This window comes from Lysinibacillus agricola, from assembly GCF_016638705.1.
In the GTDB taxonomy this organism is placed as follows: Bacteria; Bacillota; Bacilli; order Bacillales_A; family Planococcaceae; genus Lysinibacillus; species Lysinibacillus agricola.
This window is the reverse complement of the sequence record NZ_CP067341.1, coordinates 284,269-304,050: the sequence shown is the minus strand read 5'-3', so window position 1 is coordinate 304,050 and position 19,782 is coordinate 284,269. Positions and strand designations below refer to the sequence as shown.

Below are 19,782 nucleotides of genomic sequence, written 5' to 3'. Positions count from 1 at the left end.
CCGTGGCGTTCTTAGACTGAGTTCCTCTATTTCAGTAGGTGTTTGGACACCCACTGAAAAGGTGGGAATCTTCGCTGAATGAAGATAAAAAAAGCTCCCCTTCGATAAACAGATTTATAATTTTTCATCTGTCTACCTATAGGAGAGCATTTCATTTCATTTCAGTTCATTATTATTTAGCTGGTTTTTTTAAATCCATAGAAGCCGCCGTGCTTTCAATTTTTACACGTTTTAGGAAGAAGGCAAGCACTAGTGCCAGAACTGTAATACAAGCTGCTATTAAGAATGAGTGTGTAATACCATCTAATAAAGCATTTTGCATAATTTGATCCTGCATTTGTTGCATTTGCTCTGGTGTTGATGCAACACCTGATTGCGCTGCAGTAGCTTTTGCTTCTGCAATTAAATCTTCGGCTGTTGCTTTTTTACGGTTATTCATAAACGTTACCATCACGGCACTACCAATTGCCCCTGCCACTTGCTGCACAGTATTATTAATGGCTGTACCATGCGGGTTCATCATTTGTGGTAATTGGTTTAAACCGTTTGTCATAATCGGCATCATAACCATTGACAAACCAAACATACGAATTGTGTACATAGACACGATAAATGTATAGCTTGAATCTAATTCTAACTGTGTTAAACCGAATGACGCAATTGTTGTAATCGTTAAACCGACAATCGCTAATATACGCGGTCCAAATTTATCAAAAAGCTTACCTGTAATCGGCGACATAATCCCCATTACAAGTGCCCCAGGAAGCATCATTAAGCCTGCTTCAAATGGATCAATTCCACGAATCGATTGTACATAAGCAGGAGTTAAAATCATCCCAGAGAACATAGCCATTGACACGATGACCGAGATAGCTGATCCCAATGCAAACATTGGATATTTATAAATACGTAATTCTAGCAAAGGTTGATCCATACGTAGTTGTTTAAATATGAAGATGATTAAAGCAAGAAGGCCAGCTGAAATCATGCCATATACCCAAGGACTTGACCAGCCCTTATCCCCTGCAGTACTGAAACCATATAGAATACCACCGAATGCAATTGTTGATAATAGTACTGATGGGAAATCTAAATGAACTTCACGTGTCTCCATCACGTTTTCTAATTTCCAAATACCAAACAATAAACTAATAACTGCAAATGGAATAATCATTTGGAAGAGCATACGCCAATCATGGTGCTCAACAATATATCCTGATAACGTTGGACCTATCGCTGGTGCCGTAATCATGACTAAACCAAAAATCCCCATTGCTGCCCCACGTTTTTCTTTCGGGAAGCTAATTAACATTACATTCATTAAAAGTGGTGACATACTTGAAGCACCCGCTGCTTGCACCATACGACCTGCTAGTAATGTACCGAAGTTAGGTGCAAAGCCAGCCATAATTGTACCGATCGTAAAGACTGACATCGCTACAATAAATAAATGTCTATTTTTAAAGCGCGTTACAAAGAACGCTGAAGCCGGTACTAAAATACCACTTACAAGCATATAGCCTGTTGCGAGCCATTGTACTGTTGAATACGTTATATCAAAATCATTCATGATTGTTGGTAACGCAACGTTTAACAATGTGTTATTTAGAAAAGCAACAAAAGCACCCACAAATAAAATACCAATCATGCCATAGGGGGCTTTTTCATTATTTGCTCACTATTCATTTATATCCCTCAATTCTTTGTTGTTTTTTGCGATAAAACTTATTTTATACTCGCAGTCTACTTTTTTCAACAATAAAGATTATTTTTTTTTCGAAACATTGATATATAAGCATTTCCATTATAGAATGATAGTATAATATTTTCTAAAAAGGTGAGGTTATGAACAAAAGAAAAAGACAAATAACTACTTCTGCACGTGAGCTCTTTATCGAAAAAGGATTCGTGGACACATCAATTAACGATATTATTAGTGCAGCTAAAATTTCTAAGGGCACTTTTTATAATCATTTCGCTTCAAAAAATGAATGTTTAATCGCCATTCTAGATCAAGGGCGTGAAGAAGCAAGTAATCGTCGACATGAGCTTCTTTACGGGAAAGACCCAGCTGACTTGGAAGTATTAACACAGCAAGTTGCCGTGCTCATGTATGTCAATCGCGAGCACAATTTAATTCAAATTTTTGAATCGATTTCCCATTCTCATGACAAAGAACTTAAAAAAATTATTTTGAACTATTACTTACAGGAGTTAGAATGGCTTGCTAATCGTTTTGTACAAGTTTTCGGTGAAGAAATCAGTACACTGAGCTACGAATGCGCTGTACAGGCTCTCGGAATGATTAACCTCTCATTACGTGCAGTTTTAATTTCGGATTCTCAATATATTAGTCGTGAAACGATTGTACGTATAGCATTGCGTAATATTAAAGCAATTATTCCTGTAATGTTAGAATCTAAAGAAATTATTATTAACGTTGAAATGATTAATGCTATTCAAAATGTGGTGAACTATCAATCGATTAACAAGGAGATGATTGTTGAACAATTGCAAGGCTTTACGAAAGAATTGTCTAAGGATGAAACAGTTGAGGGCTTAGAATACACTGAATTTTTGTTGGAAGAATTACAACGTGAGAAACCAAAGCTTTTCATCATCGAATCACTTCTTACTCCTTTCCGAAAAGCATTCGTTGGGACGGAACACGCTGCTGAAGCACGTGACATTGCCAATAATTTATGGCGCTACGTAAAAATTGAGCGGCCATCAGAAAGATGTAAAAGGTAAAATAACCACGTAAACCCACCATTACACACTTAAAGGGGCTATATAGAAAGTCAACCACTCATGACTTTCCATATAGCCCCTTTTTTTGAGCTTCTATCTTATTAATTTATTTATTTGATAAGACAGGACGACTTCTTGGGATCAGTGTCCATAACCTATTGCTTAATTTGACGATCTTTCGGCCCTATCCAAAAGCCAACTACAATACTAATAGCCACTACAAGAAAAGGTGCATACAAAATAATAAATTGATTCATTATAGTTCCTCCCTAGACATGATGATTATGTTTACCGCAAGCATAGTCACGATCAAACACAAACCATTTCATTACTAAATATAATGAAGGTATGAGCAGAACTAGCCCTCCAATAAACGCTATCACTAATGCAATAGCCATCGTTTCGTTCGTAAAGCTATCATAGACTGATAAGTACGGATATAGTAAATACGGATAATGTGAAATACCATAGCCGAAAAAGGCAAACCCGAATTGTGCAACCATTAAAAAGACAGCAATGCCATAGTTTCTCTTATTAAATAAAAGAATTAGTGTTATAAAAAATAGTACGCCTGATATTGCAAAGAGCCACCACAGATTTAACATATTTTCATAATGCTCAGGCACATGTCCCTTCAACTCCACCATAGTCCCTATTACGCTTATTATGAGTGGCAACGACCAACCGAGTGCATACTTTCTCATTAAATTAGAAGCATGTTCATCTCGCGCTCTTTTCCCATACCAAGTTAAGAAAACAGCTGAAATATACAAAACTGCAACAATACTTAATAGCACGATAGACCAAGTTAGCGGACTTGTGAAAAGTTTAGCGATTTGTAAATGTGGCTCTTCATTTACAATTTCCACGAACCCTCCCTCAGATATCGTTAATACAATAGAAAGGGATGCTGGTATGAATAAACCAGTAATTCCATACATCAATGTATAACCGATATGTCCACCTTTTTCACTGTAGGATTCAAATGCATAATAGCTCCCTCTAATGGCAATTAATATTAATGAGATACTGACCGGCACTAGCAAAATTGTGCCGTAATAGTAAGCAGTTTGAGGAAAGAATCCTACTATTCCAACAAAGAAAAATACAAGGAAGACGTTTGTAATTTCCCACACCGGAGATAAATAACGTTTTATAACATTTGCTAATATATGATCTTTACCTATTAAGACACTATAAGCATTAAAGAAGCCCGCTCCAAAGTCTATGGACGCAACAATGACATAGCCGAATAGAAATAACCATAGCACTGAAATTCCTAATATCTCTAAACTCATTGTTCTTCACATCCTTCCACTTGTTGATGTTCTTCAATTTCACGTTCAATTGGATTGTTACGGAACATACGAATAAGTGCAACGATACTTCCTATTGCTAATACAATGTACAGCCCTGCAAATAGTATAAGCATTGTATCGACTTGGCCACTTGTTGTGGCTCCTTCTGCTGTTTTCATATAACCACGAAGTATCCAAGGCTGACGCCCTACTTCCGCAAACCACCAGCCTGCCTCAACAGCAATAAGCGATAGTGGACCACCTGCCACTACTATTCTCTTAAAGCTTTTCGAAGAAATAAACTTCCACCCTCGCCACTTGCCTAGCACATAAATAGCTGCAACGACAATTAATAGAGTTCCAATAAGTACCATAATGTCAAATAAATAATGGATATAAAGTGGCGGTTGTTCGTCCTCAGGAAATTGATCTAAACCTTTTACTTCTGCAAAAGGATTATTATGCGCCAATACACTCAATGCGTACGGTACTTTAATGGCATATTTTACTTCTTCTCCATCTAGTACACCGAATAGCATAAGTGAAGCATCCTCTTTTGTTTCAAAATGCCATTCAGCAGCAGCTAATTTCTCAGGTTGATATTCAGCTAAATACTTCCCAGAAAAGTCACCTACGATAAGTGCCGCTAGCGAAAACACTAATCCAAGTTTCAATAATAGATGTAACGCTTTTTTATGATACACATGCTTCGATCCTCGCAGCATACGGTAAGCTGCAATAGAAGCTAATAAAAATGCTGCCGTCATGTAAGATGTCACTAATACATGCGCTACCTTCGTTGGCATTGCAGGATTTAACATGGCAAGTACAGGCTGAATATTCACAAGTTCCCCATCTACAAGATCAAAGCCTTGTGGTGCGTTCATAAATGCATTCACAATTGTAATAAAAACGGCCGACATAGAAGCACCAATAGCTACAGGAACCAATAATAATAGATGTCGCTTTGGATTTTTAAAGCGATCCCAAGTATATAAATACAGCCCTAAGAAAATTGCTTCAACAAAGAACGCAAATGTTTCCATAAACAATGGTAATGCTATTACCTGACCAGCCAACTCCATAAAATTTGGCCATAGTAGCGATAACTGCAATCCAATGGCAGTACCAGTCACGACACCAATTGCTACAGTGATTACAAACCCTCTTGCCCATCTTCTTGCGAGTAGTAAATAATGTTCGTCATTATTTTTTAAACCGACCCATTGAGCAATCATTATCATTAAAGGTATGCCAACGCCAATTGTTGCGTAAACAATATGGAATGACAATGTTAACTCTGTTAAGGCTCGACTCCACATTACAGCTGAATCATTCATTTCATTTCATCTCCTAGGTACCAAAAATTCTTCCAATTAGTGAAAGAAACATTATCCCGGCTACTAAAAAACTTACAATTATTAGCTTTTTCTCATGCGATTTATAGGCAACAACTTTTTGTTTTTTTATCATAATAGATCAGCCCAAATTTTAATTGCTGTCGCTAAAATGAGTACAGCTAAAATACTTTGCAAAATTTTCGTATTCATCTTTTTACCTACTTTTGCGCCAAGAGGGGCCGCCAGTAAACTTGCCACTATCATAATAACTGCGGAATAGTACTCGACTTGTCCTGTCATTAACTTACCAATTGTTCCACCAATCGATGAGATAAACGTAATGGCTAAACTAGTAGCAATCGTCATGCGCGTTGGAATACCGAGTACTACAAGCATAATCGGAACAAGCAAGAAACCACCTGCAGCACCAACGATCCCTGAGCCAATCCCAACAACAAATGCTAAAATTGCAGCTAACGGCTTGTTGAAGGTTACTTCATTCATTGGCATATCATCAATTTGTTTCTTAGGAATAAACATCATCACAGCTGCAATCAAGGCTAAAATACCGTATACGACATTCACACCGTTTTCAGATAAAAACTGTGATCCGTAGCTCCCAACAAAGCTACCGGCTAAAATTGCTCCACCCATATAAATAATGAGGGGTTTATTAAGATAACCACCTTTTCGATATGCCCAGACACCTGCAATCGACGCAAAAAACACTTGTACTGCACTGATGCCTGAAACTTCATGTGCTGAAAATGCCGCTAAACCAAAAAGTGGCGGTATATATAGTAGCATTGGGTATTTAATGATTGAACCGCCGATCCCCAACATACCGGACACAAATGAACCAACGAATCCAATCAGGAAAATCACAATTATAAATGTAATATCCATTTTTCTTGCATCTCCTTTTATTTATGTGCTTTCAGTATAGTCCCGCTGCTATTTCAGACATATAGGGGTTTTCCACTATAAGCTTACTCACTGTGACAATATTGCAAATTATTTTGAATAGAAATAAAAAAAGACCACTCATCATTTGAGTGATCTCAGCTTGTCGGCAAAAGAATAAATATAAAATAATGTGTATCAATAAACAAAGGTAGATTCCCACTCCGAGCTGGCGCTTTCCGCAGGCTTGGTTGATTTTGCCGAAGAGCCATACATTTCAATTTCCAGCTTCAAACAGTAACGAGTTGTTACATATAGTTATTTGCAAGTCCATACTGAATAAGCTCAGCTTTATTACTTAAATCGAGCTTTTGCATAATATTTGATTTATGATTTTCAACCGTTTTACTACTGATATATAGCTGCTCAGCAATTTGGACATTCGTATAGCCTAGAACTGTTAGCCTCATTATTTCCTGCTCACGCACAGTTAAAATGCATTTATCTTCCTGCCCTTTATGTTCAAATAGTTTATTCAACTGTTCCTTTGGAATACCCACGTTATAATATATGCGACCACTATAAACAGCATGGATAGCCTCATAGAGCACTCCACCTTGACTATTTTTCAAAATATAACCATGAGCTTCAACAGCAATCGCTTTTTGAATATAAGCAACTTCATTGTGCATTGTTAACATAATAATTTTCACGTTAGGCATTTGTTTGAGAATTTCTTGAGTAGCTGTAAACCCATCCAGCCCATTCGGAATAGATACATCCATTAAAATGACATCGGGGTCCAATGATATTGCTTGAGTTATCGCCTCGGCTCCATCGCCTGCTTCACCTACAACCTCCACATCTTTATAATTTTCCAATAAAAGAACAATTCCTTTACGAATTAACACATGATCATCTACTACTAAAACACGAATCATCTATAGTCATCCTTCCAATTAGGTACTTGAATGCTAATTTGTGTACCTTTATTGTGAGCAGAAATAATAGTAAAAGATCCGCCTAACAATGTTATTCGCTCCTCCATATGCTTTAAGCCAAGTCCTTCTTTCTTCACGTGCTGTAGATCAAATCCTACGCCATTATCTTCTATATAGAGCGCTAAATCTGTAGCTTTTTTATCGAGTCGAACGACGACCCTAGAAGCCTTTGCATATTTAATAATATTGTGTAAAGCCTCCTGTACGACGCGATAAACATTGATTTCTACAGATGGATGACAGCGCTCTTCAAAATCTGTTTCTAATACTATAGAAATACTAGGATGAACCTTCTGCACTGAATCTACAAGCGTGCCTAATGTAGGTGAAATCCCTAACTGGTCAATGCTATGGGGGCGAAGCTGATAGGAATACGATTTAATATCATTCATTACTTGCTCTAGCTCATTGCGTACCTCTTCAATATACGTATTTAGCTTTTCATTGTCTTTGACATAAGATTCAATCGCTTGCAGTGCAACAGATATTGTATACAATGATTGGCCAACGCCATCGTGTAATTCCTGCGCAAGCCTTTTATGTTCTTCCTCTTTTGCCTCAATCAGCTTTTTTATAATAAGTTTTGAAATCCGAGCCTCTTCTTCCTTCAACTGAATTGTCTGATCGCGCAGTACAAGAAGAAACTCCTGCTCATTTGTTTTACTGTCTGTATACATTAGTGCTGTACTCATTTCCACATCTATCTTACTGCCATGGTACGTGGGCATTTTCGATAAAAAATAGGGAACCTCATTATGTTCTATTAAATAACATGTATGTTCTCCTGGAGACTTTTGACGGTTTTCACAAAATGAACAAAAAGGTACTCGATCCCCCAATTTCCATCCCGTTAACCGATTCGCTGAAGGATTCATCATTAAAATTTCACGGTTGTGATTCATAATGATGATTCCATCTTGAATATATTGAAATATTTGCTGTAAATATTTATTTTTTAGCTGTTCCTTCTCCAATCTAAACACACTCCTAGCTTAAAAATGAGAGCACGGAAAAAATAAGTTTCTTTCCTACTTTGAAGTTAGTGCCTTTCTCTCAAGTTTATTTGTTACTAATAAACACTTTGCCCTATATTTCCTCTTCTATCAAGCTATAGCTCTTCACTTCATGCCCTGCTTTTCGAATGATACGAACACTCATATTTTTTTCTAGCTTTGTTGATGCAATAATATGAAGGGGTTTTTTTGGTAGCTCATGTATGTAGCGTACTAAATAGGCAATTGGTAAATTTAATGCATTTGGTGTAAGTGACTTGTAAGAGTCATTGTAATCACGTACATCCACTATCGCCATCCCCGCATTTAGCTCTTGAGGTAAACACTCCTGTATTTGACGTACTGGGACATGACGTTTATAAATAATTCTACCAATAATAAGAAGGAATATACTCATACTTACAATAATCATTTTTTAACCCCTTTTTTCGAGAAAAAAAGGTTGTCTAAATCTGTTCAGCTTTCCACAGACGACCGTTGAGTCTCTTGACGCCTTATAAAACCTTCGATTGAAAGTAATCCTCACTTCATTCAAAGATACCTCTTGGAAAGCGTTGAGCCGAAACGGAATCCACCCTCAACTTTACGAAGAACAAAAAAATAGCAAACTAGGATCACTAGTATGCTATTTTTCTTTTAGAACAACCTCTGTAGATAAAACTTTTTTATTTGTTCAATACATCATGCTGCCAAGCCATGTAGCCACCCGTTAAATTTACAATGTTGTGAATACCGTTTGCTTTCAGTACACTTACCGCAATTGCAGAACGAGCACCTGCTTGGCATTGTACAACAATTTTTTTATCTGTTTGTAATTCATCCAAACGTTTAGATAGCGTACCAACCATAATATGTTGAGCATTTTCAATATGCCCTGCATCATATTCAGTTTGATTGCGTACATCAAGTACATGAACTTCTCCACTTTCAATTAATGACTTTGCGTCAAGAGGAGTTATATTTTCATAACTTTCTAGAGAAGTAGCCTCTTCCAAAATTTTCATTACATCCCCATATCCAACAACATTGTCGATACCAATAGAACGTAACGCTATTAAAATATCATCTAGTTGAGAAGGATTAATTAGTAAATATAATGGTTTTGAATAATCCACTAACCAACCAGCCCAGTTTGTCACTGAATTATTGTAAGGTATGTTTAGCGTTCCTGCGATATGCCCCTGTGAGAAATCTTCCGCCGGACGCATATCAATAACTTGCTTCCCATCTGCAATAAGTTGAGTAATCTCTTCATAGCTTGACACTGCCGTTACTGGCGGTAAGTTCTTAAGAAGTTCTATTCCTACTTTATTGACACGCTTCATAACAGCGAAATAATAAGGAGGTTCCGGTTGACCATCTAGTAACGCATCAATGAATTTTTGCTCATCATCAAATTGCATAGCCCAGCTGAATTGCTTCTCATACCCAACTGTTGAAGATGGTACTGCTCCTAATGCTTTACCACAAGCACTACCTGCTCCATGAGCTGGCCATATTTGCATGTAATCTGGTAAAGCCTTAAAGCGTTCTATTGATTTAAACATTGCTTTTGCACCGGATAGTGATGTACCTTGAATACCAGCAGCTTTTTCTAACAAGTCAGGGCGTCCAATATCACCTACAAAGACAAAGTCACCCGTAAAAATACCCATTGGTTTATCTGCTACACCGCCGCGATCCGTTAATAAGAAGGAGATGCTTTCTGGCGTATGTCCTGGTGTATGCATGACTTTAAAGATAAGATTACCTATACTAAATTCATCACCATCTTTTAATAATTGATGAGGAATTCCTTCAAGATTTTGATACTTCCAATCAGCATCCCCTTCGTCGGAAATATACATCTTTGTTCCAACACGGTCTGCTAACTCACGAGATCCCGCTACAAAATCAGCATGGATATGTGTTTCTAATGCACCAACAATTTGCATCTTCTCTTTTTCTGCTAATGCAAGATAGGGCTCAATATTACGCATCGGATCAACAATGACCATTTCACCTTTCGCCTGACATCCCACAACATAAGAAGCGTGCGCTAATTTTTCATCGTAAAAATATCGTAATAACATGTGTAAAACTCCCCTTTATCATCTATTTTTTTCTTTTAAAATATCTAATGTAGCCTGAACATAATTAAGTGATTTTTGAACAGAAGGATCCTTCATCCATTTTATAATTGAAAAAACATTGATTTGCTGAGGCTTTTCTTCTGCCCTTTGCTGTATCATTTTCAAGAAATCCAAACTTGTCTTTCCTTTTTCAACGTATGGATCGACGTAGCCCTTTAAATTATTCATTGTATAGTCTGTCGTTTGCTTATCCTGAAGTACTGCTGTAACAAAATCAATGATGTTTTCTAACTGATGAATGGTTTGAACAAGCTTTGGCAATTTCTCCATTAGCTGCACAATAGCCGTAATCGTGTCTGAGCCTACATTATAAGAAGAAGCAAATTGCTCGTATCTATCTACGGTCTTTGCATCAGCTAGTACTGATTTTCCAAAATCCACAACATTTTCTGCTGATTCAATCGTTTGCTCTACATTTGGTAATTTTTCTAACAATCGCTGTAAAGAGTGTCGAACTTCTGGTTTCTCAAGCGCTTCAATTATTTGATATAATTCCTCGCTCATGCTTACCGTTGCATTAGCCATGCTTGACGCCTCCCTTCATTCGTAATTACATAGTGCCTTTCAGCATGCCATCCCAGTACATAACAGGCAGTAAATCCTTTTTCATGAAATACATACTGGATCTTTCCACTGCTTGGTTGAAAGGCATAGATTCGACAGGCTCTTTGTTGTAATCAAACTCAGCTAATATCAGTTTGTTGTAGCCTGTTACGATTGGGCAAGAAGAGTAGCCATCATACATTTGCGTCATAGGCTGTTGTCGCATTAAAGCAATAAGATTTTGTGCAACGACAGGGGCTTGCTTTCGTATAGCTGCACCCGTTTTAGATGTTGGGAGATTGGCATTGTCACCAATTCCAAACACATTGCTATACTTTTTATGTTGCAAAGTAAATTTGTCGACATCTACCCAACCATTTTCATCTGCTAATGCACTTGTTCGTATAAATTCAGGTGAACACATATATGGTGTCACATGAATCATGTCGTATTTAATTTCTTCTACTGTGCCAGTATCTAAGTTTTCAAAGATAGCTATTTTTTCATCCGCCTTAATTTCAATCAAATTATGTCGGAATCGAGCGTCAATATTTTTACGTTCTATTACCTTTTCAAGTGCCTCACGATATTTCAAGACATCGAAAATGGCTGGATTAGCCGAACCGAAAATAATGTTAATATTGTCACGAACATTGACTCTATTAAAATGGTCTTCTGCTAAATGCATAATTTTTTGCGGAGCACCACCACATTTTACTGGAGAGTTAGGATGTGTAAACAATGCTGTCCCCTCTTTAAAATTGCGGATCGTTTCCCACGTATAATCCACATGCTCGAAAGAATAATTACTGCATACACTTTTAGTCCCAAGTGCCTCTTTCAGCCCTTTAATAGCACCCCAGTTAATCTCTATACCACCAGCAACTACTAAAAAATCATACGTATATGTTGTACCACCTTGTGTAATTACCTGGTTTTGATTGGGGTCAAAACTGCTAACAGCTTCTTTTAACCAAACAGCGCCTTCAGGAATAATAGAAAGCATCTCACGTTCAGAGTCCCACTTATTTGCTGCACCACCTCCCACCAATGTCCAGAGTGGTTGATAATAATGTTTTTCTGCAGGATCTATGATGGCAATCTCCCCTTGAAGTGAATGAGATTGACGAAGTAAACGTGCAGCTACAGAAATGCCAGCAGTTCCTCCTCCAACGATGACTACTTTAAAAGAAGTCTTCATGTGTATATCCTCCTTATCATGCTGTCTTTCGTATACAACTTTTACACCTTTATAATAGTTGTAAGCGGAAACTGTTCATATAGGGGTAATCCCCTAAATAATTACACTTCACCTTTAAGACTGTTCAATTTCACGAAAAAAAGGCCAGTACAAAGTGAATGATTCATCACTTGTACTGCCCAAATTAACAGTGTTTTTACTTTACTTTTTCAATAAAAAACTATCATTACCATAACGTGGGGTTGATTTCCGTTCCGGCTGGGCGCTTTGTTGTTGCTGTCGCTTCGCTTTCGCACAGATAAAACATTGTTGCTGTCGTTTCGCTTTCGCACAGAGCAGAGCTTCCTGGGGGCGTCGGGGCAACAAATGTGTTCTGTGCGAAAGCGTAGTGCAACGTAGCGGCAGCAACAGGATGTTGGTCACGAAGGCGTTATCACAGGACGTGATGCTTTTAGCCTTCGTTCCCCTCCCCACTTCACTCGCGGGGCTAGCTCCAGGGTCTCATCTGTGACGCTGATCGAGGGTACTAAAAAAGTCGATTTGCCACAAAAATGTGATGCAAATCGACTTTTTTGAGTTTCTAAATCCAACAAAAGACAGATTTATAATATAAAAAAATGAATTTCTTTAGTTTTCCAGTGCCCTTGACGCTGATCCCCAAGGAGTCACCCAGCCGGAACGAAAATCAACTTATATACATAATGTCATCCCTAATTTTTGGTGATGACCTCAGAAACTACTATTTACGTTTAAATTTCAATACAAAGACTGTACCTTCTACCCCTGATCGGACACTAATGGTACCACCGTGTAAATCAATTAACTGCTTAGTAATAGCCAATCCAAGACCTGTACCCGTTGTATCATCTGTAGTATTAGTACCTCGATAATAGCGTTCAAAGAGGTTATCGAGCTCCTCCTGAGGAATTCCCGGACCTTGGTCGGCAATTGTCAGCATAATTTCCCTACCTATATTTTGCGCTTCTACGTTTACCTTTGTACCATCAGGAGTATATTTTTTAGCATTAGTTATTAGATTATCTAAAATGCGCTTTAATAGAAGCTCGTCCGCTTCGAGCAGAATATCTCCATAAATCTTCACAGACACCTGCTCATCTGCAAATTGAGGTAACCATATGTTGAGTGGTAATAACACTTTTTCAAGCTGTATCGCTTTATTTTTTAATTGGTACGTATATGTTAAGTCTTGTATAAGGGCATCCATATACGTCGCCTTTTCCTGCATTGTATTCGCAAAGATGCGCATTTCTTCCTTTGTCCACTCATAATCCTCTGAAGCAAGCATTGTTGAATAACCAAAAATAGAGCTTAACGGTGTCTTTAAATCATGCGATAAACCTGTTATCCACTCCTCACGCAATTGCTCTGCCTGTTTAATTTGCCTTTCATTAGATGAAAGACGTTCTGATAAATTATTTAGGGATTCATCAACTGGCTGAAATAATTTAAATTTCCTCTTCAACTTCCCTGTCTTCCGATGACGGATATTTTTATCTCTTACTTCACTGTAATCAAACTGTGTAAGTCGCTCTATACGAGATAGTACATAAACAAGCGGGCGCACAAATTGATGGGAAATGCTAATCGATAAAAATACGACCCCGATTAACACGATAATATGTCCCCCAAAGAAGATCGAAACAAATAAAACCATCGCCTTATTAAAAGGCTCATCAAATGGCTTGTATGACGGATTGGGCATGCGTACAACTAGTGTCGAACCATCCTCTAAAGCAGCACTTTGTGTAAGCTCCGCATGCTCGAAAATATCGTATTTTTCTTCTAGCAGCTGAGGCTTATGTAGCTTTTTATAATGCTCACCAATGATTTCTATACGATCCCACCGCTCATTATAGATCTCAACAGAGGCCTTCTTATCTTGTAAACGCCGGAGTAGTTCTGAAGAAATCTCTCCTTTATCCTTCCAATTCTGAAATGCTTCCTCAAAAAGTGGTTGGGGTGACGTAGGGAGGAATAGCAAATAGTATTTAGGAATCTCCCATGTATGCATTCCTGGCTGTTTCAGAGCCATTATTTCATTATCTGTCATTCCACATAGTTCACAACTATCTCCGGTATAATCAACAATGTCCATCGATTGATTGAACAAATACAATTGCCCTACGTTCTCCTCGGCTCGCTTCACTAAATAATCAGCAATCTTAATGGATTTTCCTTTTTCTACGACAGCATCATCTTTTATTTCAGAGGAAGTCATTATATGAATATTGTCACCGACATGACCATTGATAAAGATTGCAAAAAACACCAAACTAATAATAAAGCCCGAAATAATTAGTAAATAAAATATGATGAAATAAGACACAAAACGGAGCGTTAACCTTCTAGCTGGCTTCATGAATGAACATCTCCAACAAGTTTATAACCAATACCCCTCACAGTTATAATGCAAGTTGGTTTACCTGGATTCTTTTCAATTTTTTCTCGTAGTTTTCGAATATGTACCATCACTGTATTATCATCAAACAGGCAATCACCCCATACACGTTCGTAGATTTGCTCCTTTGATAATACTTGCCCTGCGTTTTCACATAAATATTTCAATAAATGAAATAATCGCCCACTAATGATTTCCTTTGTATCATTTACAGTTATCTCTGCTGCATCGATATCAAATGTAAACCGACTACATGTAAATAAATGACTTTCTGGCACATCCTTTTTCTTCATATATCTTGTAAGCTGTACCTTCACCCTTGCAACAAGCTCAAGTGGATTAAATGGTTTCGTAATATAATCATCTGCACCGTTCATAAAACCGCGAAGTTTATCTGCATCACTACCTTTTGCCGTTAAAAAGAATATAGGTGCATCACTTTGTTCACGAATTATATTCGCCATATCAAGTCCACTACCATCTGGGAGCATAATATCAAATAGATAAAAATCAAAAATCTTCGTTTCAATTTTCTTTTTTGCTTCTAGAACAGTGCCGCAGAGAGTAATGTTTAAAAATCCTTCTTTCCTTAATATGATTTCAATCATTTCCGCAATTGCACGTTCATCTTCTAACACTAAAATTGACGCATCTTGCATGCTATCACCTTCTTTTAAGATTACTTTAAGGTAGTCATTATTTCACCATAAGATTTACCAACTACACTATGTATAAGATAACCAATTAAGGAGATAAAACGCAATGACAATTAACCGTGTTACCTTCATAGATACAATGCGTGGATTTAGTTTATTTGGCATCTTAATGGCGAATTTGTTGATTTTCCAATTTGGCATGTATGGCAAAGATGAACTAAAAGATCTATCCGCCCTCGATAACGGGGCTTTATATTTTGTAAAAGTCTTCATCGAAGGGTCATTTATGCCGATCTTCACCATTTTATTTGGCTTCTCTCTTATTAAACTTATTGAGTCTATTCGTAAAAAAAAGGATAAAAGTCGATGGTCCATTTTACGCCGTGCAACGGGGCTAATTGCAATCGGTTGGCTCCATTCAACATTTTTATGGGATGGCGATATTTTATTTTCTTACGGCTGTATGACTTTATTTTTGATTCCCTTTATTAATCGCAAACCCAAAACTTTATTTATTTGGGCTGGCATTTTATTTTTACTCACGACAGCATTAACATTTGGTCCTACGGTTGAATCAAAAAAAGAGCAAAAAGAACTGGATACTTATATTGAGAAAGCCGACGATATTTATGCTAACGGAAGCTACTTAGATATTTATGATTTCCGTGCAAATTCAGTACCTCCTGGAATGGATGAACCTATTTTTCTATTCATCATACTTATTTTTGCACCAATCTTCTATGCTCCATTGTTCCTCTTAGGCATGGGACTCGCCAAAAAGCGAGCATTTGTGAATATGGAGGATGAAAAAAAATGGTATTCGATTGGCTCAATGCTAGTTCCAGTTGGGCTAGCTTGTAAAGGTATGAGTTTAATAGAAAGTAATTTTTCCGACATCTTGATGACGGGTGGTTCACAGCTACTTTCAATTGGCTATGTCTGCCTTGCAGCTTTATTATATAAAACTCGCCCAGTACAACTGCTAGCTCCTGCTTTTGAGAGTGTCGGTAAACTATCATTAACCAATTATCTAATGCAAACCATTATTTGTACAACAGTATTTTATGGATATGGTCTAGGCTTATACGGCAAGCTAGGCGTGTTTGGTGGTATTTTATTCGGAATCGTCGTATATAGCTTGCAATGTGTTTTCAGCCTTGCCTATTTAAAGAAATTTAAACGCGGACCATTCGAAACTATACTGCGTGTTTGGACGAATTGGTCTTTGAGCGGAAAAATTAAACAGAAAGGACATACTTTACATGAATAGTGATTCTAAAGAAGACTTTACAGACACATGGTGGTTTTTAGGCATCTGTGCAGCTGTAGCTGTAGTTTTAACACTATTTGCTTTATAATCAATTTCGCCTTGATGTATTGCCGCTGTCGCTTCGCTTTCGCGCAGGTAAACAATGCCGCTGTCGCTTCGCTTTCGCACAGGTAAAACAATGCCGCTGTCGCACAGATAAACAATGCGTCCGGATTTTGAATTAATCTCCCCTTCTTTGCAAGATGGGAGTCTTACTGCCCATTAACGCTGGATAAATTAACATTCAACTATACAACAACATATCGGAATTCGTTTTCGCTTGCCCCCTACTGTATACTATGACTACATACTATACAGCTCAGGGGGCGTTTTTTTGCTACAGCGAATTATTATCACTGGCTATAAACCACATGAATTAGGCATTTTCAATGACAAGCACCCTGGCATTGCCATCATAAAAAAAGCACTCGAAAACCGTCTACGTATATTGATAGATGAAGGCTTAGAATGGGTGATTATTAGTGGTCAGCAAGGTGTAGAAACATGGAGTGCCGAGGTTGTTCTTATGTTAAAAAAAGAATTTTCTCATTTAAAATATGCTGTTATCACTCCTTTTTTAGAGCAGGAGAAAAATTGGCAAGAACATAAAAAAGAAAAATATCAAGCATTAGTAGCTCAAGCAGACTTTGTCACTAGCGTAACAAAAAAGCCATACGAGGCTCCGTGGCAATTTATCGAAAAAGACAAATTTATAATACAAAATACAGATGGTCTACTACTAGTTTATGACGAAGAAAATGAAGGCTCTCCGAAGTATATGAAACGTCTAGCAGAAAAATATATGGAAACATACGATTATACACTTTTAATGATTACCGCTTATGATTTACAAGTAGTGGCAGAAGAAATGCAGCAACAAGATTGGTAAGGAAAATATTGATATAATTTTCTGATAATTATATACTGGAATAAATAAGTCTAACTATATTAATCATAAACTTATGGATCATCACAATAACGTGTGGTTGATCTCCGTTCCGACTGGACGCTTCGCTTTCGCGCAGAGCAAAGCTTCCTGGGGGGCGTCCGATGAGCCCCAAGGAGTCACCCAGTCTCCACTCCAATCATTTAACAAATATCATCCATACTTTAGGTGATGACTATTTAAAAATTAGATCTTTGCTTTTTAAAAAGAAATCACGTCTTTTTTTCTACCCCTTGGTGCTAATTTCTGAAAAGGAGCTGCTAACATTTGAATAAAAAAATCGAAATGGTTCTTGAGTCATCGCCGGTGAATGTTTCTCATGATACGTACCGCAGAGAGTGCAGATATACACGAGGAATTCATATTGAAGAACAAGAGTTTAAAGCAATTTTGGATACAATGTGCCACGATTCTCGCTTGTATTTTGATTTCCATAATCCTCGTAAGGAGATTAAAAAAGGAACATATTTAAATGGACACTCTGGATTAGCGCAAAACATCTATAAGTACTATAAAACCAATTACGACATTGAAATTAATGAACTAATTAACGGTAAAGATTTTTATGTGAAAATAATATAAAGAGATAAATTAAGTGTGCTGTTTACTTACATATCAACCCACATTTTATATCCGATACAAAAAGAGCTACCCTCAATTGAGAGTAACTCTTTATTTTTATAGGTCTGATACTTGAGCACCTAATTCTTTATTGTTGTACATTTCAGTGTCCAATTCTTTTGTGACACGTGCTGTTGCCACACCTGCTGTCATTGATCCACTTACATTAAGAGCAGTACGGCCCATGTCGATTAATGGCTCAACGGAGATTAATACACCCGCAAGTGCAATCGGTAAATCAAGTGCTGATAATACAAGTATTGCTGCGAATGTCGCACCACCACCAACACCAGCTACACCAAATGAGCTGACTGCCACGACTGCAATAACCGTAATGATGAACACTGGATCAAGCGGATTAATCCCAACTGTCGGTGCAATCATAATCGCTAGCATTGCAGGATAAACACCCGCACAGCCATTTTGACCAATAGATAAACCAAATGAGCCTGAGAAGTTCGCAATACCCTCAGGTACACCAAGACGCCCTGTTTGTGTTTTAATATTCATCGGCAAAGCACCTGCGCTTGAACGTGAAGTGAAAGCAAACAATAATGTTTCTGCAGATTTTTTTAAATACGTAAATGGATTTAAACCACTTAAAGTAATAATTAATAAATGTACTAATAACACGATAAATAACGCTACATAAGATGCAATAACAAACTTACCTAGATTATAGATTGCCGCGAAATCAGATGTTGCAACTGTACGTGCCATAATTGCTAAAATACCATATGGTGTTAAGCGTAAGACAATTGTTACAACGCCCATTACTAATGCATAGATTGCATCCAAGCCCTTTTTAATAGTAGCTGCTGTAGCTTCATCCTTACGTGCTACACGTAAATACGCAAAACCTAAGAACGCTGAAAAAATGACAACAGCAATTGTTGATGTAGAACGAGCACCAGTTAAATCTAAGAATGGGTTTGCTGGGAATAACTCAATAATTTGTGTTGGTAAATCTGGTGCAGCTAATCCAGTAGTTTTTTCCTCTAAATATGCTCCACGCTCAGCTTCTGCAGCACCTTGCATAATATGAGAAGCATCTAAATCAAATACTGTTGCTGAAAAAATACCAACAGCAGCTGAAACAGCTGTTGTACCGATTAAAATGGCTAAAATAAGGGCTGCCATTTTTCCAAAGTTTTTACCAACCTTCATTTTCGTAAAGGCTATTAAGATGGAAATAAAAATTAACGGCATAGCAACCATTTGTAGCAATTTAACATAACCAGTACCTATAATATTGTACCAACTTGTTGTTTTTGCTAATACATCAGAATCAATACCATATATTAAATGCAGTCCAAGACCAAGTACTATACCTAAGCCTAGAGCAGCAAAAACACGATTTGAAAACTTAACGTGTTTTTTATTCATATAATATAAAATTCCAACGAACACGAGTAAAACGGCCACGTTAAGAATGATTTGTAATGTAGACAATGGAAAGCCTCCTAAGAAGTTTAATTATAATGTAATCGAATTATATACCTATAATCCCTATAATTCAAGTATGTTTTATTAAGATTAGTAATTTCCTAAAATAAAAGCGATTTCAGGTGTGTTGATTAACCATTTTTTCTATCCTGATTAATTTAGAAGGCTCTGATTTCCACTACGAGCTACTCGCTTTCCCGCGG

General features: G+C 37.3%; 20 protein-coding genes. 4 read left to right on the top strand and 16 right to left on the bottom strand.

The annotated features are described in order from the left end of the window. Positions 1–172: 172 nt before the first annotated feature. Positions 173–1,648, bottom strand: a complete 1,476-nt coding sequence (locus FJQ98_RS01475; protein WP_201406601.1) for a DHA2 family efflux MFS transporter permease subunit — start codon at positions 1,646–1,648, stop codon at positions 173–175. 197 nt (positions 1,649–1,845) lie between these two features. On the opposite strand from FJQ98_RS01475, the gene FJQ98_RS01470 reads away from it, so the two are divergent. Continuing rightward, a complete protein-coding gene (locus tag FJQ98_RS01470) occupies positions 1,846–2,751 on the top strand; it encodes a TetR/AcrR family transcriptional regulator (RefSeq protein ID WP_053596609.1) in 906 nt (301 codons plus the stop codon). A gap of 155 nt (positions 2,752–2,906) precedes the next feature. On the opposite strand, the gene cydS is transcribed toward FJQ98_RS01470, so the two are convergent. The 13 genes from cydS to FJQ98_RS01410 form a co-directional block, all read right to left on the bottom strand. After that, complete coding sequence (gene cydS, locus FJQ98_RS27470) at positions 2,907–3,008, bottom strand: cytochrome bd oxidase small subunit CydS family protein (protein ID WP_425492675.1); 102 nt, start codon at positions 3,006–3,008, stop codon at positions 2,907–2,909. Positions 3,009–3,020: 12 nt separating this feature from the next. Then, positions 3,021–4,049 carry a cytochrome d ubiquinol oxidase subunit II gene (locus tag FJQ98_RS01465; protein ID WP_053596608.1) on the bottom strand — a complete coding sequence of 343 codons (1,029 nt, stop codon included), beginning with the start codon at positions 4,047–4,049 and terminating at the stop codon, positions 3,021–3,023. Next, on the bottom strand, positions 4,046–5,389 hold the full coding sequence (locus tag FJQ98_RS01460) for a cytochrome ubiquinol oxidase subunit I (RefSeq protein ID WP_053596607.1): 1,344 nt from the start codon (positions 5,387–5,389) through the stop codon (positions 4,046–4,048). Before FJQ98_RS01460 ends, FJQ98_RS01465 begins: the two co-directional genes overlap by 4 nt. 129 nt (positions 5,390–5,518) lie before the next feature. Beyond that, positions 5,519–6,295 carry a sulfite exporter TauE/SafE family protein gene (locus FJQ98_RS01455; protein ID WP_053596606.1) on the bottom strand — a complete coding sequence of 259 codons (777 nt, stop codon included), beginning with the start codon at positions 6,293–6,295 and terminating at the stop codon, positions 5,519–5,521. Between the two features lie 305 nt (positions 6,296–6,600). Further along, positions 6,601–7,233, bottom strand: coding sequence for a response regulator (locus FJQ98_RS01450; protein ID WP_053596605.1), 633 nt, complete (start codon positions 7,231–7,233; stop codon positions 6,601–6,603). After that, positions 7,230–8,267, bottom strand: coding sequence for a PAS domain-containing sensor histidine kinase (locus FJQ98_RS01445; RefSeq protein ID WP_241774631.1), 1,038 nt, complete (start codon positions 8,265–8,267; stop codon positions 7,230–7,232). Before FJQ98_RS01445 ends, FJQ98_RS01450 begins: the two co-directional genes overlap by 4 nt. 112 nt (positions 8,268–8,379) lie before the next feature. Continuing rightward, complete coding sequence (locus FJQ98_RS01440) at positions 8,380–8,718, bottom strand: rhodanese-like domain-containing protein (protein ID WP_053596604.1); 339 nt, start codon at positions 8,716–8,718, stop codon at positions 8,380–8,382. A 253-nt stretch (positions 8,719–8,971) separates the two neighbouring features. Next, entirely contained in the window at positions 8,972–10,378 is a 1,407-nt protein-coding gene (locus tag FJQ98_RS01435; RefSeq protein ID WP_053596603.1) for an MBL fold metallo-hydrolase, read from the bottom strand. An 18-nt stretch (positions 10,379–10,396) separates the two neighbouring features. Continuing rightward, positions 10,397–10,963 (bottom strand): helical membrane plugin domain-containing protein, encoded by a 567-nt coding sequence (locus FJQ98_RS01430; protein WP_053596602.1) that lies wholly within the window; start codon positions 10,961–10,963, stop codon positions 10,397–10,399. A gap of 25 nt (positions 10,964–10,988) precedes the next feature. Further along, entirely contained in the window at positions 10,989–12,182 is a 1,194-nt protein-coding gene (locus FJQ98_RS01425; protein ID WP_053596601.1) for an NAD(P)/FAD-dependent oxidoreductase, read from the bottom strand. A gap of 226 nt (positions 12,183–12,408) precedes the next feature. Then, positions 12,409–12,576 carry a hypothetical protein gene (locus FJQ98_RS01420; RefSeq protein ID WP_158003091.1) on the bottom strand — a complete coding sequence of 56 codons (168 nt, stop codon included), beginning with the start codon at positions 12,574–12,576 and terminating at the stop codon, positions 12,409–12,411. 345 nt (positions 12,577–12,921) lie between these two features. Continuing rightward, complete coding sequence (locus FJQ98_RS01415) at positions 12,922–14,562, bottom strand: sensor histidine kinase (protein ID WP_053596600.1); 1,641 nt, start codon at positions 14,560–14,562, stop codon at positions 12,922–12,924. Beyond that, positions 14,559–15,260 carry a response regulator transcription factor gene (locus FJQ98_RS01410; protein WP_053596599.1) on the bottom strand — a complete coding sequence of 234 codons (702 nt, stop codon included), beginning with the start codon at positions 15,258–15,260 and terminating at the stop codon, positions 14,559–14,561. The genes FJQ98_RS01415 and FJQ98_RS01410 overlap by 4 nt, the downstream gene beginning before the upstream one ends. Before the next feature lie 103 nt (positions 15,261–15,363). On the opposite strand from FJQ98_RS01410, the gene FJQ98_RS01405 reads away from it, so the two are divergent. After that, on the top strand, positions 15,364–16,527 hold the full coding sequence (locus tag FJQ98_RS01405) for a DUF418 domain-containing protein (protein ID WP_053596598.1): 1,164 nt from the start codon (positions 15,364–15,366) through the stop codon (positions 16,525–16,527). Here FJQ98_RS01405 and FJQ98_RS01400 read toward each other — a convergent pair. Then, entirely contained in the window at positions 16,516–16,695 is a 180-nt protein-coding gene (locus FJQ98_RS01400) for a hypothetical protein (RefSeq protein ID WP_198926928.1), read from the bottom strand. The genes FJQ98_RS01405 and FJQ98_RS01400 overlap by 12 nt on opposite strands. 205 nt (positions 16,696–16,900) lie before the next feature. On the opposite strand from FJQ98_RS01400, the gene FJQ98_RS01395 reads away from it, so the two are divergent. Next, positions 16,901–17,455 (top strand): SLOG family protein, encoded by a 555-nt coding sequence (locus FJQ98_RS01395; RefSeq protein WP_053596597.1) that lies wholly within the window; start codon positions 16,901–16,903, stop codon positions 17,453–17,455. A gap of 324 nt (positions 17,456–17,779) precedes the next feature. Beyond that, the gene (locus FJQ98_RS01390; protein ID WP_053596596.1) at positions 17,780–18,094 is read left to right on the top strand and encodes a hypothetical protein; all 315 of its coding nucleotides are present in this window, start codon (positions 17,780–17,782) and stop codon (positions 18,092–18,094) included. A gap of 96 nt (positions 18,095–18,190) precedes the next feature. On the opposite strand, the gene FJQ98_RS01385 is transcribed toward FJQ98_RS01390, so the two are convergent. Next, positions 18,191–19,585, bottom strand: coding sequence for an L-cystine transporter (locus FJQ98_RS01385; protein WP_053596595.1), 1,395 nt, complete (start codon positions 19,583–19,585; stop codon positions 18,191–18,193). Positions 19,586–19,782: the final 197 nt, after the last annotated feature.